Consider the following 12,018-nt stretch of genomic DNA (forward strand, 5'->3'; position numbering starts at 1 on the left):
TGAAGCTTGCTTGCAAACCCTGAGGCGGCGTTGCACAGACCGCCCGGTCTGCCGCGTTCCTCGGCCGACCTATGGGGGAAGATCACATGATGAGGAAGTTGCTCGCTGCCGCGGGAGTGATGCTCGCGCTCGCCGCTTTCCCTGCCGTCGCCGGGGATCAAGATTTCACGTTGAAGAACCAGACCGGCTACACGATCGAACAGGTCTACGTCGCCGCCAGCAAAAGCAATGATTGGGAGGAGGACGTCATGGGCGATGACGTCCTGAAGAACGGCGCCAACGTCGACATCACTTTCGACGCTGCGGAGAACGTCTGCCGCTTCGACATAAAGGTGGTCTACGACGACAAGGAAGAGGCTATCTGGTCAAACCTCGACCTGTGCACAATCTCAGCGGTCACTGTTCGCTACAATCGTAGTACGGGAGCGACGTCGGCCGTCACCGAGTAACGGGAGATCGTCGGGCGGTCCGGATGCTTTCACCTGGCCACCCGGGCAGCGTCGGTGACGTCCGCTTCCCACCCATCTCTGACACTCCCCGAGTCTGCTTATTGGTCCCTGCCCATGGCATCGCTAGCCTTCAACTAGACACGCGCCCCGACCCCGTCGCCAGAGCGTGGAACGCCACGCCGTAGCCGCCCAGGCCGTCGCCGGCGGTGAGGTGTTCCAGTTCCAGCATGTTGCGCATCAGCAGGATGGCCGCAGGGCCATTGGTGGGGTCGGCCCGCCACCAGCCCCGACGACGGTCTTACCATGGCGGCGCCTTACCCTCCCGCCGAGGCCGCTCTTTTGGCCGACAGGGCCGCCGTGAGGATCGCGCGATGGCGATCCGTGACGGCGCCGAACGCCGCGTTCGTAGACATCAACATCGAGCGCACCTTGCCCTGGGTGGGATCAAGGCTTCGCCGGTCGTAGTTCGCGCCTTCGGTGAGATAGATGAGGTTCGCGAAGTCGCACCAGTCGGCCGGGGCCGCTGGTCCCGGATGCTGAAAATGCAGGAAGGCGAACGGCCGAAGCGCGCCCACGCGCCACCCGCACTCCTCCAGGAGTTCGCGCCGGACGGTCGCTTCCAGGCCTTCGCCCGGCTCTCGGCGTCCTCCGGGCATGACGTGGTGCGTGCCGTCGGACTCACTCAGCACCACCACCCGCGAGCCTCTGAAGACCACGGCCCGGACCGCCGTCACCAGAATGTCCGGCACGGGAATGGCCGCGGCGTAGCCCCGCACACGCAGCCGTCCCTGCGGCCGCTGAACCTCATGGTCGAAGAAGGGTTCGTGGGCGGCGAGCAAGGGGGCAAACGCCGCCGCGGCCTCAGCCTGGCTGCTGGGGGCGGCGACGGAGCGCGCATCGATAGGACGCGTCGGGATCGGCCGGTCAGTCATCCGATCATCCTAGGGAAAGTTCCTGGCGCATCCAGCCGAGGTCTGGTCGCCGCCCATCCCTGACGTGGCGATGAAGCACCGGAACATGTCGGACTCCGACCTCGGCGACGGCCACAAGGACTACTTCGCCGGCGAAGCGGCCCTGAAAGGCCGGCGGCGTCCACAACACCATGGGCCAGTTCGCCTAAGCGCTACGGACGACAACAGGACGGCCCGGAGCTTAAGGCTCCGGGCCGTTTTGCGTGGGGGTTTGGGAAGGGGCCCACCCTCAGCGGTTGACCGCCCTGCGCCACCCGTATTGATGGGGCGCAGGCTTCCTTGGTGGGCCAATCTGAGCGCAGAGCGAGCAGCCCTTGCAGCCCCCTGAACTTCAGCGAGCGGTGGCCGCGGCCATCTCGACCGCCAAGGCGCTCGGTCTCCAGGCCGACGACGCGGTCGTGCTTCAGAACTCGAACAAGCTCGCCTTGCGCCTACGGCCCTGTGACGCCTTCGCCCGGGTCGCGCCCCTGGCGATGCAGGTGGCGCAGTTCGAGGTGGAGCTGGCCCGGCGGCTCGCCGAGACCGGGAGTCCTGCGGCGGCTCTCGACCCTAGGATTGCGCCGCGAGTCCACGAGCGCGACGACTTCGCGATCACGCTTTGGACCTACCACGCGCCCGTCGCGCCAGACCTCGCGCCAGCCGACTACGCAGATGCCCTCTGGCGTCTGCACGCGGGCATGAAGACGATCGAGATCGTGGCGCCGCACTTCACCGACCGCGTCGCCGAAGCCCAGGCGCTCGTGGCGAACCGGAGCCAGACACCCGACCTCGCCGATGCGGACCGGGACCTCCTCAGCGGCATGTTGCAGAGCCTGCGGCGAACGATTGTCGCGCGCGGCGCGGCCGAGCAGTTGCTGCATGGCGAACCCCACCCCGGCAATGTGCTGAGCACCGAGATCGGGCCGCTGTTCATCGACCTTGAGACCTGTTGTTTCGGGCCGATCGAGTTCGATCTGGCCCACGTGCCTGAGGGGGTACCCGAGCACTACCGCGACGTTGATCAGGCGCTGCTGAGCGAGTGTCGCGCCCTCGTTTTGGCGATGTGCGCGGCGTGGCGGTGGGACGTCGGCGACCAGTTCCCGAACGGCCGACAGTGGGCCGAACACTTCATCGACACCCTGCGCAAGGGCCCGCCATGGCCGTCGCTACAAGCCATGACGCGGCGCCTTGAAGGGCGTGGCTGACAGAAGGACGCCCACAGAATGACATTGCCATACCGCCCGAGCGCCGTGGTCTTCGACATGGACGGCCTGCTGTTCGACACCGAGGCGCTCTGGCAGGAGGCGCTGCTGGCCGCCGCCGCCGAGCGCGGGCATGACATCCCCGAGGAGGTCTACAACAGGTCCATCGGCGTGCGGCGCTCGCAGTGCGGGGACCTGTTCCGGTCGCACTTCGGCGAGGACTTCATGTTCGAGGACTTCCACGCCGATTGGAGGCGCCACTTCTGGCTGGTCGCCGAAAACAGGCCCGCCATGAAGCCTGGGGTACCTGAACTGCTGGGCTCCCTCGACCAGCTCCGGCTGCCACGCGCCATCGCCACCTCGTCATCTCGAACCACCGTCGAGCGTCACCTGACCTCGCAGGGCCTGACGGGTCGTTTCGACCAGATCGTCTGCCGGGGGGACTACGAGACCGGCAAGCCCGCGCCCGATCCTTTCCTGAAAGCCGCCGAGCGGTTGGCCGTCGAACCCCGCCTCTGCCTGGCCCTCGAAGACTCCCACATCGGGGTCCGGTCGGCATCGGCGGCCGGCATGATGACGGTCATGGTTCCCGATCTGATGGCGCCAACCGAGGACATTCGCGCGCTCTGCGCCCTTGTCGTTCGCGACCTCCATGAGGTTTGCGACCTGGTTCTGACCTAATCGCGAAGTTAACTGGGCGCGTCCTTCTCCCCTTGCGGGAGAAGGTGGCCGGTCGGAGACCGGTCGGATGAGGGGTCACGCTCCCATCTCCGTTGATCATCCAAGCGCCCAAACCGGAGAGGCCTATCGACCCCTCATCCGACCCTGCTCCGCAGGGCCACCTTCTCCCGCAAGGGGAGAAGGAAAACTGGAGGCGCGCAGATTGGTATGGCCCCCCAGTTCGTCGCCGGCGCGGAGAACTCCAACTCGCGTGACGCCGTTCTGCGACTGGGTCATCCTGCCCTGGCGACTTCCGGGGGGAAGGCATGGGCGGCGAACGAAACCAACCGACGGTCAGCGGACCCGAGCCCTCGGGTTTGTCGACGCTGTGGGCTCGGCTCAAGGCCGCGCTGGCCGCACTCGCCGCGCGGCGGCCCAGGCCTGCCGACCCGGCGCCTCGCGAGAAGACCACCCGGCGGGCGGCCAAGGCCCGGCAGGATCCGGCGGCGGCCGCTGAGGTGAAGGCCTGGCGCAAGGTCCATGGACGGCCGGCGATCTGGATGGCCCCCGTCTTCCTGGTGTTCGCCGCCCTCTATGCGGTCCCGCATCTGGCGCTGGCGCTCGAGCCGCAGGCGCCGCGCAGCCTGATCACCGCCCTGGTCGCCGCCTTGCCGAGCTGGGCCGAACCGCTTTCGGCGATGCTGGCCGGCTGGCTTTGGGCGCCATGGTGGCTGGGGTTGCTTGCCCTGCTCTTCCGGCTGCGGGCCGCCTGGACGGCCGGTAAGGCCGTGCTCGACGCCGTAGGCTGGGGGATGGCCGCCCTGGTGGTCGAGGGGGGCGCCTGGCTGTTCTTCGGCCGCGACGCGCTGGAAGCCTTCAGCGTGGCGGAACAGACCGGCGCCTGGCGGCTGCTGGCGGCGGAATTCATCTTCCTGTTCCTGACCGCCGTGCTGTTTGGGCCCAACACCTACCAGCGCGTCCGGTTCGAACAGAGCTAGAGCGGGTGACGGTGCGGGTTTCGGCTAGGCTGTCGCCAGGGCGTGGAACTCCATGATTGCGCCGTAGCCGCCCAGGCCGTAGCCGGCGGTGAGTTGTTCCAGCTCCAGCATGTTGTGCATCAGCAGGATGGCCACCGAGCCGTTGGTGGGATCGGCCTGCCACCAGCCGCCATAGGCGCCGGGCCAGCCCACCGTGCCCACCCCGCCCTTGCCGCGCATCACCTGGGCGGTGGCCGGATCGAGAACGACAGAAACGCCGAGACCGAAGCCGGAGCCGGTCCCGAAGGTCGGCATGCCGAACATCTCAGCCCCCAGCCGCTGGGGGTCGGTGAGCCGGTTGGTGGTCATCAAGGCCAGGGTCTCCGGCGACAGCAGCTTCACCGACGGGTCCACGAACATGCGGGCGAAGGCCAGGTAGTCGTCCGCCGTCGACCACAGGCCCGCGCCCCCGGAGGCGAATTCCATGTCGCCCGGCCGCTCGGGCAAGGCCACGCCACCGGGCGGGGCGTCGATCTTCTTCAGCTTGCCGGTCATGTCGAAGCCGTAGAGCCCCGCCCGGCGGTGGCGCTTGTCCGGCGGCACGGAAAAGCCGGTGTCGCTCATGCCCAGGGGTTCGAACACCCGGTGGCGCAACACCTCCTCCAGGGTTGCGCCCTCCATGCGGGCCAGCAACAGGCCCAGCAGGTCGGTGGACCGGCCATAGGTGAAGGACGCCCCCGGCTGGCCCACCAGCGGCAGGCTCGCCAGCCCTGAGATCCAGGCGTCCGGCGACAGCGGGCTGTCGAGGTCCGGCCCCAGGGCCTCGCGGTGGGCCGCGTCGATGGGACCGGAATGGAAGCCCGCCTGGGTCAGGCCCGCCCGGTGGGTCAGCAGGTCCTCGAAGGTGATCTGCCGGTCGGCGGGCGTGGTGTCGTCCAGCGGCCCGTCAGGATCGCGCAGCACCCGCATCGCCAAGAACTCCGGCGCCACGCGGGAGATCGGGTCCTCCAGGGCAAACCGCCGCTCCTGCAGCATCGTCATCGCCGCGGCCGAGACGATGGGCTTGGACATCGAGGCGATGCGGAAGAGGGAGTCCCGGTGCATCGGCAGGCCAGCCTCCATATCCCGCCAGCCCACAGCGGCGACCTGCGCCGCCCCGCCCCGCCAGACCAGGCCGACCGCGCCGGCCAGGTCTCCAGCCGCCACCACCGCCCCCAGGGCCTCATCGATCGTGTTCATCCGCCCCGACTCCATAAAATATATATCTTATAAAATAGACTTCCTATTAATTGGCAACCGCCTAGGGTCTTCTCCATGACCAAGGAGACCCGCCGCAAGCCCAAGGGCGACAAGCGCGCCCGCACCCGTGCCGCCCTGATGGAGGCCGCCCGCCAGCTGGCTCGCGAGAAGGGGTTCGAGGCCACCACCCTAGAGGACGTCGCCCGCCGCGCCGGCATGACCAGCGGGGCGATCTACGGCAATTTCCGGAACCGCCAGGACCTGTTCATGGCCATCGCCCAGACAGACTGGGCGCCCATCAAGCCGGTGATCACGCCCGGCTCCAGCCTCCCCCAGATCCTGCACGCCTTCGCCAAGGCGACCCTGGCCGCCGTCCCCGTCCGTCAGGGCGCGGCCGCCGCCCGCCTCAGCGGCATGGCCCACACCCTTAGCCATGAGGAAGCCCGGGCCCAGGTGCGCGAGATCACCGCCCAGAGCTATGCCGGGGGCGCGGCCTGGCTCGCCAGCATCCTGAAGGATGGCGATAGCCCGATGCCGCCGGAGATCCTGGTGGTGGTGATCCACGCCCTCACCGAGGGCCTGGTCTTCCAGCGCCTGATGACCCCGGACCTGGTCCCCGACGAGGTGTTCTACGCGGCCTTCGAGGCCCTGGCGTCGCCGCCTCGCTAGGCGTCGCGCTTTTTCTTCGGCCCCCTGTCGGGTCCGGGCATACTCGTTCGTCCTAGCCTCGATCAGGGACGCCGAAATGCTCTACGCCATCCTCTGCTACAACTCCGAAGAGATCGTCTATTCCTGGAGCCAGGAAGAGGACGACAAGGTCATGGCCGACCTCGACGTGGTCCACCAGAAGCTCCACGCCCAGGGCCGGCTTGGCCCCGCCCTGCGCCTGCTGCCCACAACCGCGGCCACCAGCCTGCACCGCGAGGGCGGCCTGATCACCGACGGCCCCTTCGTGGAGACCAAGGAGCAGCTGCTCGGCTTCTACGTCGTGGAGTGCAAGGACCTCGAGGCAGCCATCGAGACCGCTAAGGACCTCACCAAGGCCAATCCCGGCTCCGGCGGCGGCTATGAGATCCGGCCGATCCGCCTGTTCCTGCCCGGCGGCGACGTGGCATGAGCGACCTGGCCTGGATCGAGCAGGCGATCACCGCCGCCCGGCCCCAGGCCATCGGCGCCCTGCTGCGCTATTTCCGCGATCTCGACACCGCCGAGGAGGCCTTCCAGAACGCCTGCCTGCGGGCGCTGAAGGCCTGGCCGCAGAACGGTCCGCCCCGCGATGCGGCCGCCTGGCTGATCATGGTGGGCCGCAACGCCGCCATCGACCAGGTCCGCCGCCAGGCCAAGCAGACCGCCCTTCCGCCTGAGGACCTGATCTCCGACCTCGACGACGTCGAAACCCCGATGGCCGACCGGCTGGACGGCGCCCACTACCGCGACGACATCCTGCGGCTGCTGTTCATCTGCTGCCATCCGGACCTGCAGCCCACCCAACAGATCGCCGTCGCCCTGCGCATCGTCTCGGGCCTCACCGTCAAGCAGATCGCCCGCGCCTTCCTGGTGGGCGACAGCGCCATGGAACAGCGGATCACCCGCGCCAAGGCCAGGATCGCCCGCGCCGATGTGCCCTTTGAAACCCCCGGTCCGGTGGAGCGCTCCGAGCGGCTCGGCGTGGTGGCGGCCATGGTCTACCTGCTGTTCAACGAGGGCTATTCGGCCGGCGGCGCAGAGATCGCCGCCCGCAGTCCGCTCTGCGAGGAGGCCATCCGGCTCTCCCGCCTGCTGCTCCGCCTGTTCCAGGCCGAACCGGAGATCATGGGCCTCACCGCCCTGCTGCTGCTGCAGCACGCCCGCGCCGCCGCCCGCTTCGACGCCGCCGGCGAGGTGATCCTTCTTGAAGATCAGGATCGAGCGCTCTGGAGCACCCGCGACATCGCCGAGGGCCTGGCCCTGATCGACAAGGCCATGCGCCACCGCCGTCCCGGCCCCTACCAGGTCCAGGCCGCCATCGCCGCCCTGCACGCCCGCGCCGCCCGGTTCGAGGACACCGACTGGGCCCAGATCGACCACCTCTACGCGACCCTGGAGATCATGACCCCCTCGCCCGTCATCACCGTCAACCGCGCCGTGGCGGTGTCGAAGGTGCATGGGCCGCAGGCGGCGCTCGACATGATCGAGCCCCTGGCCAACCGGCTCGGCGGCTACTTCCATTTCTTCGGGGCCAAGGGGGCGCTGCTGCTGCAACTGGGCCGGTCCGACGACGCCCGCGAGGCCTTCAACCAGGCCATCGCGCTGGCCAACACCCCGGCCGAGGCCAACCACATCCGCATGCACCTCGACCGCCTGCAGCAGGACAACGCCACGAGCGCGTGAGGCCGGCCCGCCCGATGTCGGACTGGAGCCGCCCCATTCGTCCTGGGAACAGAGCGCCATCCGGGCGCAAACTTGGAGAGCCCATATGAGCCAGACCCTCGATCCCGTGTTCCAGGGCGTCATCCCCTATCTCAGCGTCGAAGGCGCCGGCGCCGCCTCGGCGTTCTACCAGAAGGCCTTCGGGGCCAAGGAACTGCGCGTCATGCCGGCCGAGGACGGCAAGCGGTTCATGCACATTCACCTGGAGATCAACGGCGGCTCGGTGATGCTCAGCGACGCCTTCCCGGAAAGCGGTTACGCCCACCAGCCCTCGCACAGCTTCACCATGCAGCTCGTCGTCGCCGACCTCGACACCTGGTGGAGGTGCGCGGTGGACGCCGGCGGCAAGCCCACCTCCGAGCCGCAGCTTATGTTCTGGGGCGACTATTACGGCGCCCTGGTCGACCCCTTCGGCGTCCACTGGGCCTTCAACCAGCCGGCCGCGCAGTAGGCATGATCGACATTTCCTCCCTCGTTCCGCTCCGCTGCACAGGGGAGGAAAATGCGCCGCCCAGTCGATTTCCGCCCGGCCCATCGAGATGCGCGCTCTTCAGTCCGAGGACTAGTGGCCGCCGCCGCGCACCTTCTGCACCAGATGGACCACACCGACGATCACCGCGCCGACCGCCAGGCCCACCACCGCTGAGCCGGCCGCGAAGGCCAGCCAGCCGGTGACGGCGCCGACGCGGGGGACGCCGCCCGCCCAGTGAGAGAGGCCCTCCACAAGATGGGGGATGGTCATCCAGCCGAAGTGCTCCAGGCCGTGGACCAGGATGCCGCCGCCGACCCACAGCATGGCGGCCGTACCGATGGTCGCCAGGCCGCCCAGCAGGGTCGGCATGGCCTTCACCAGGCCACGACCGAGGGCGCGGCCCAGCCGGGTGTGGCCATTGGCCAGGTGCAGGCCGATGTCGTCCATCTTCACCAGCAGGCCCACAACCCCGTAGACCCCGATGGTTATGGCCAGGCCCACCACCGCCAGGGCGGCGGCCTGGATGGCGAAGGGGCGATCGGCGACGTCGGCCAGGGCGATGAACATGATCTCCGCCGACAGGATCAGGTCGGTGCGGATGGCGCCGGCCACCTTCTGATCCTCCAGTTCCGTCGAACTGAGCGCCAGCTCTTCCAGCTCTTCGCCCGCCTCGTGCGGCACGAAGGCCTCCAGGATCTTCTCGCTGGCTTCGAAGGCCAGGTAGGTCCCGCCGACCATCAGCAGGGGCGTGACCAGCCAGGGCGCGAACGCGCTCATCGCCAGGGCGCCGGGCAGCAGGAAGACGAACTTGTTGCGCAGGGAGCCTAGCGCGATCTTCCAGACGATGGGCAGTTCGCGGTCCGGGGTGAAGCCCATGGCGTAGCCCGGCGTCACCGCCGCGTCGTCCACCACCACGCCCACGGCCTTGGAGCCGGCCTTGCCCGCCGCGCCGGCCACATCGTCCACGGAGGCCGCGGCGATCTTGGCGATCGCCGCCACGTCGTCCAGCAGCGCGGCAAGGCCGGAAGCCATCGGTCAGTCCCTCGTGAGATCGGTCCGCCTGCAATCGGTGAAAACGCCCGGGGTTCCAAGCGGAAACACCACGTCGGGCTGCGGAAGGCCTAAACCGCGCTCAGGCCCGCGTCGGTATCCCGGCGCTAGGCGTCCTTCCAGCCGCGCGGACCCTGGCCGGTCCACCGCTTGAAAGCTCGCGAGAAGGCGCTGCGGTCGGAGAAGCCCAGCAGGTAGGCCGTCTCGTTCACCGACAGCCGCGCAAGGTAGGTCTTGGCCAGCTCCCGGCGCAGGTCGTCCAGTACCTGGTCAAAACTCACCCCCTCGGCCCTCAGCCGGCGATAGAGGGTCGGGCGACTGAGGTTCATCAGCCCGGCCGTGACCGCCATGCTCGCGGCCCCCAGGTGGAGGCGCGGCACCAGCAGGCGCTCCACCTCGCCGCGCACCGTGCGCGAGGCCTCCAGCCTGGCCAGCAGGGCGTCGGCCCGGTCGTTGAAGATCCCGAACACATAGCTGTTGGCGCCCTGGGTCTTCAGCGACAGCCAGGAGGGCTCGATCCGCAGGGCGTTGCGCGCCGCGCCGAACACTACCGGCGCCTTGAGCACCGCCGCGTAGGCGGCGGCATGGTCGGGCCTGGCGTGGGTCACCTCCACCGCGGTCACGAAGGGGACGTCGCCGTAGCTACGCGCCACCTCGCACACGAAGCGGGCGAAGGTCTCCTCGGTGAGCTCGGGGAAGGCGTTCGGGTCGGGCCGCCGGTCCTCCAGCCACAGGTCGCCGTCCCGCGAGACCAGCTCGAACCTCTCCCCGCCCCCCAGGTCCACCTCGGCGATCAGCCGCCGGTAGCGGTTCAACTGCTGCAGCGCCTCGCCCATGGTCCCGGCGGCGCGGCAGATCAGCCCCACCAGCGACACCTCCTCGAAGTTGGTCCCCGCGCCGAACCGCAGGCCCAGGTCAGGGGCTTCGCAGATGTCCTTGGCCGACCGCATCAAGGCCACATAGCTCGCCAACGGCACGCGGTTGTCTCGGTCGCTCAGCGCGTCCGCCGCGATCGCGGACCGCGCCAGCAGCAGCGCCCGCCCGGCCCCCTGAGCCACCGCGAAGTCCAGCAGCGCCTGGGCGTAGCCCGCCGAGACGGTGGGCCGGTCGGTGCGATTGATCCCTGCGGTCACAAGTCTGGGTCCTGCGGTCATCGACGCTGCGGCGCGCCAGCCTAAATTTCACCAAGGAATTGGTCGCGAACCGGAGAGTAGAGTCATGTCCACCGCGCCGAAAGCCGAACGGCTGCTGCGGGCCTCCGCCGTGCTCTGGTACGGGGTCGCGGTCGCCGGTCTGTGGGCCTTCGGCCTCTACATCGCCGCCCTCTATGGGGTGGGCCTGCTGGGGGGCGACCTCAACCGGTGGAACCGGGTGCTGCCGGAGGGCCACGGCTATGTCGCCGGCGACCTGAGGGGAAACCTGGCCCTGGGCGCCCATCTCAGCCTGGCCTTGATCGTCACCCTCGGCGGGGCGCTGCAGCTGGTTCCCCAGATCCGCGCCCGCGCGCCCTGGCTGCACCGATGGAATGGACGCCTGTTCGTGGTGGCCGCGGTGGTGGCGGCGGGCAGCGGCCTCTTCATCGCCCTCACCCGCGGCGCCGTGGCGGGGATCTATATGACCCTCGGCAACGCCCTGAACGCCGCCCTGGTCCTGACCTTCGCCACGCGGGCCTGGCGCGCGGCGCGGGCGCGGGCCTTCATCGACCACCGCCGCTGGGCCCTACGGCTCTTCGTGGTGATCAACGCCGTCTGGTTCTATCGCCTGGGCATGATGCTGTGGTTCGCGGTCCACCAGGCGCCGGTGGGGCACACCGCCGCCTTCGACGGACCCTTCGACATCTTCCTGGCCTTCGCCCACGTGCTCCTGCCCCTGGCGATCCTGGAGCTCTACCTGGCCGCCGGAGCGCGGGGCGGCGCGCGCGCCAAGGGCGCCATGGCAGCGCTTCTGCTCGTTCTCAGTCTGGCGACCGCCGCGGGCATCCTTCTGGTGGTGATGGGGATGTGGCTGCCGCGGCTCTAGTCCATGCTGGGCGCCTTCACCGGGATCGCCGCCATGCTCGACCGCCGCCGCCTGTTCGTTCTGCCGCTGCTGGCCGCGTTCGCCGGCGGGGCGCAGGCCGCCGAGCCGCTAAAGATCGCCTTCGTGGACACCGGAAACACCGGCCGCAGCCTGATGGCTCAGACCCTGGCCCGGGCGCTCGCCGCCCGCCGCGCCCTGCCGATCGCCGTCATCTCCCGCGGCCTCGACGTCGATCCCTTCGACGAGGCGCCCGAGGCCAACGCCCAGACCCTGATGGCGGCCCGCGGCTTCGACCTCGCCGCCCACCGCGCCCGGCCCCCGACGGCCGCCGACATCGCCCACGCCGACCTGATCCTCACCATGACCGCGACGCACGTTGAGAAGGTCGTGGCCCTCTATCCGGACGCCAGCGCCAAGACCCACACCCTGGCCGCCTACGCCAGCGGCCAGGACACCCCGATCCCCGACGCCTGGGGCAAACCGATGGCCGCCTACACCGCCGTGCTGGCCCAACTCGATCTCTACCTCCCACTGGCGCTCGCCAAGGCGATTGCGGACCGCAAACCCTAGGCCGCGTCTTCCGCAGCCAAA

The 12,018-nt window shown here is 69.2% G+C and carries 14 protein-coding genes; 10 read left to right on the forward strand and 4 right to left on the reverse strand.

What is annotated here, in order from left to right; translation table 11 throughout:
- The first annotated feature begins 86 nt into the window (after positions 1-86).
- Positions 87-449 (forward strand): argininosuccinate lyase, encoded by a 363-nt coding sequence (locus tag Q7J39_RS05070; RefSeq protein ID WP_304821091.1) that lies wholly within the window; start codon positions 87-89, stop codon positions 447-449.
- Positions 450-763: 314 nt separating this feature from the next.
- Here the strand turns inward: Q7J39_RS05070 and Q7J39_RS05075 are convergent, their stop codons facing one another.
- Positions 764-1,381 (reverse strand): NUDIX hydrolase, encoded by a 618-nt coding sequence (locus Q7J39_RS05075; protein WP_304821093.1) that lies wholly within the window; start codon positions 1,379-1,381, stop codon positions 764-766.
- A gap of 380 nt (positions 1,382-1,761) precedes the next feature.
- Between Q7J39_RS05075 and Q7J39_RS05080 the strand changes: the two genes are divergently transcribed.
- The 3 genes from Q7J39_RS05080 to Q7J39_RS05090 all read left to right on the forward strand — a co-directional run bounded on the left by Q7J39_RS05080 (position 1,762) and on the right by Q7J39_RS05090 (position 4,259).
- Positions 1,762-2,604: a phosphotransferase gene (locus tag Q7J39_RS05080; protein WP_304821095.1), complete on the forward strand. Its 843-nt coding sequence runs from the start codon at positions 1,762-1,764 to the stop codon at positions 2,602-2,604.
- A gap of 18 nt (positions 2,605-2,622) precedes the next feature.
- A complete protein-coding gene (locus Q7J39_RS05085) occupies positions 2,623-3,282 on the forward strand; it encodes an HAD family phosphatase (protein ID WP_304821097.1) in 660 nt (219 codons plus the stop codon).
- A 305-nt stretch (positions 3,283-3,587) separates the two neighbouring features.
- Positions 3,588-4,259, forward strand: coding sequence for a hypothetical protein (locus Q7J39_RS05090; protein WP_304821099.1), 672 nt, complete (start codon positions 3,588-3,590; stop codon positions 4,257-4,259).
- 24 nt (positions 4,260-4,283) lie between these two features.
- Here the strand turns inward: Q7J39_RS05090 and Q7J39_RS05095 are convergent, their stop codons facing one another.
- The gene (locus Q7J39_RS05095; RefSeq protein WP_304821101.1) at positions 4,284-5,477 is read right to left on the reverse strand and encodes a serine hydrolase; all 1,194 of its coding nucleotides are present in this window, start codon (positions 5,475-5,477) and stop codon (positions 4,284-4,286) included.
- A gap of 75 nt (positions 5,478-5,552) precedes the next feature.
- On the opposite strand from Q7J39_RS05095, the gene Q7J39_RS05100 reads away from it, so the two are divergent.
- The 4 genes from Q7J39_RS05100 (at position 5,553) to Q7J39_RS05115 (ending at position 8,337) form a co-directional block, all read left to right on the forward strand.
- Positions 5,553-6,146, forward strand: a complete 594-nt coding sequence (locus Q7J39_RS05100; protein ID WP_304821103.1) for a TetR/AcrR family transcriptional regulator — start codon at positions 5,553-5,555, stop codon at positions 6,144-6,146.
- 76 nt (positions 6,147-6,222) lie between these two features.
- A complete protein-coding gene (locus Q7J39_RS05105; protein WP_304821105.1) occupies positions 6,223-6,594 on the forward strand; it encodes a YciI family protein in 372 nt (123 codons plus the stop codon).
- Positions 6,591-7,847 carry an RNA polymerase sigma factor gene (locus tag Q7J39_RS05110; protein ID WP_304821107.1) on the forward strand — a complete coding sequence of 419 codons (1,257 nt, stop codon included), beginning with the start codon at positions 6,591-6,593 and terminating at the stop codon, positions 7,845-7,847. Before Q7J39_RS05105 ends, Q7J39_RS05110 begins: the two co-directional genes overlap by 4 nt.
- Before the next feature lie 85 nt (positions 7,848-7,932).
- Positions 7,933-8,337 carry a glyoxalase/bleomycin resistance/extradiol dioxygenase family protein gene (locus Q7J39_RS05115; protein ID WP_304821109.1) on the forward strand — a complete coding sequence of 135 codons (405 nt, stop codon included), beginning with the start codon at positions 7,933-7,935 and terminating at the stop codon, positions 8,335-8,337.
- Positions 8,338-8,448: 111 nt separating this feature from the next.
- Here the strand turns inward: Q7J39_RS05115 and Q7J39_RS05120 are convergent, their stop codons facing one another.
- Both Q7J39_RS05120 and Q7J39_RS05125 read right to left on the reverse strand, forming a co-directional pair.
- A complete protein-coding gene (locus tag Q7J39_RS05120) occupies positions 8,449-9,390 on the reverse strand; it encodes a DUF808 domain-containing protein (RefSeq protein ID WP_304821111.1) in 942 nt (313 codons plus the stop codon).
- A 125-nt stretch (positions 9,391-9,515) separates the two neighbouring features.
- Entirely contained in the window at positions 9,516-10,541 is a 1,026-nt protein-coding gene (locus Q7J39_RS05125; protein ID WP_304821113.1) for an AraC family transcriptional regulator, read from the reverse strand.
- An 85-nt stretch (positions 10,542-10,626) separates the two neighbouring features.
- Here Q7J39_RS05125 and Q7J39_RS05130 point away from each other — a divergent pair, with 85 nt between their 5' ends.
- Both Q7J39_RS05130 and Q7J39_RS05135 read left to right on the forward strand, forming a co-directional pair.
- The gene (locus Q7J39_RS05130) at positions 10,627-11,427 is read left to right on the forward strand and encodes a DUF2306 domain-containing protein (protein ID WP_304821115.1); all 801 of its coding nucleotides are present in this window, start codon (positions 10,627-10,629) and stop codon (positions 11,425-11,427) included.
- Positions 11,428-11,430: 3 nt separating this feature from the next.
- A complete protein-coding gene (locus Q7J39_RS05135; RefSeq protein ID WP_304821117.1) occupies positions 11,431-11,997 on the forward strand; it encodes a hypothetical protein in 567 nt (188 codons plus the stop codon).
- Positions 11,998-12,018: the final 21 nt, after the last annotated feature.

The organism is Phenylobacterium sp. (assembly GCF_030651185.1).
In the GTDB taxonomy this organism is placed as follows: Bacteria; Pseudomonadota; Alphaproteobacteria; order Caulobacterales; family Caulobacteraceae; genus Phenylobacterium.

What these genes read in the sequence shown, in the direction of transcription:
- Q7J39_RS05070 (WP_304821091.1), top strand. Translation starts at nt 87, where the DNA reads ATGATGAGGAAGTTGCTCGCTGCCGCGGGAGTGATGCTCGCGCTCGCC.
- Q7J39_RS05075 (WP_304821093.1), bottom strand. Translation starts at nt 1,381, where the DNA reads ATGACTGACCGGCCGATCCCGACGCGTCCTATCGATGCGCGCTCCGTC.
- Q7J39_RS05085 (WP_304821097.1), top strand. Translation starts at nt 2,623, where the DNA reads ATGACATTGCCATACCGCCCGAGCGCCGTGGTCTTCGACATGGACGGC.
- Q7J39_RS05090 (WP_304821099.1), top strand. Translation starts at nt 3,588, where the DNA reads ATGGGCGGCGAACGAAACCAACCGACGGTCAGCGGACCCGAGCCCTCG.
- Q7J39_RS05095 (WP_304821101.1), bottom strand. Translation starts at nt 5,477, where the DNA reads ATGAACACGATCGATGAGGCCCTGGGGGCGGTGGTGGCGGCTGGAGAC.
- Q7J39_RS05100 (WP_304821103.1), top strand. Translation starts at nt 5,553, where the DNA reads ATGACCAAGGAGACCCGCCGCAAGCCCAAGGGCGACAAGCGCGCCCGC.
- Q7J39_RS05105 (WP_304821105.1), top strand. Translation starts at nt 6,223, where the DNA reads ATGCTCTACGCCATCCTCTGCTACAACTCCGAAGAGATCGTCTATTCC.
- Q7J39_RS05110 (WP_304821107.1), top strand. Translation starts at nt 6,591, where the DNA reads ATGAGCGACCTGGCCTGGATCGAGCAGGCGATCACCGCCGCCCGGCCC.
- Q7J39_RS05115 (WP_304821109.1), top strand. Translation starts at nt 7,933, where the DNA reads ATGAGCCAGACCCTCGATCCCGTGTTCCAGGGCGTCATCCCCTATCTC.
- Q7J39_RS05120 (WP_304821111.1), bottom strand. Translation starts at nt 9,390, where the DNA reads ATGGCTTCCGGCCTTGCCGCGCTGCTGGACGACGTGGCGGCGATCGCC.
- Q7J39_RS05130 (WP_304821115.1), top strand. Translation starts at nt 10,627, where the DNA reads ATGTCCACCGCGCCGAAAGCCGAACGGCTGCTGCGGGCCTCCGCCGTG.
- Q7J39_RS05135 (WP_304821117.1), top strand. Translation starts at nt 11,431, where the DNA reads ATGCTGGGCGCCTTCACCGGGATCGCCGCCATGCTCGACCGCCGCCGC.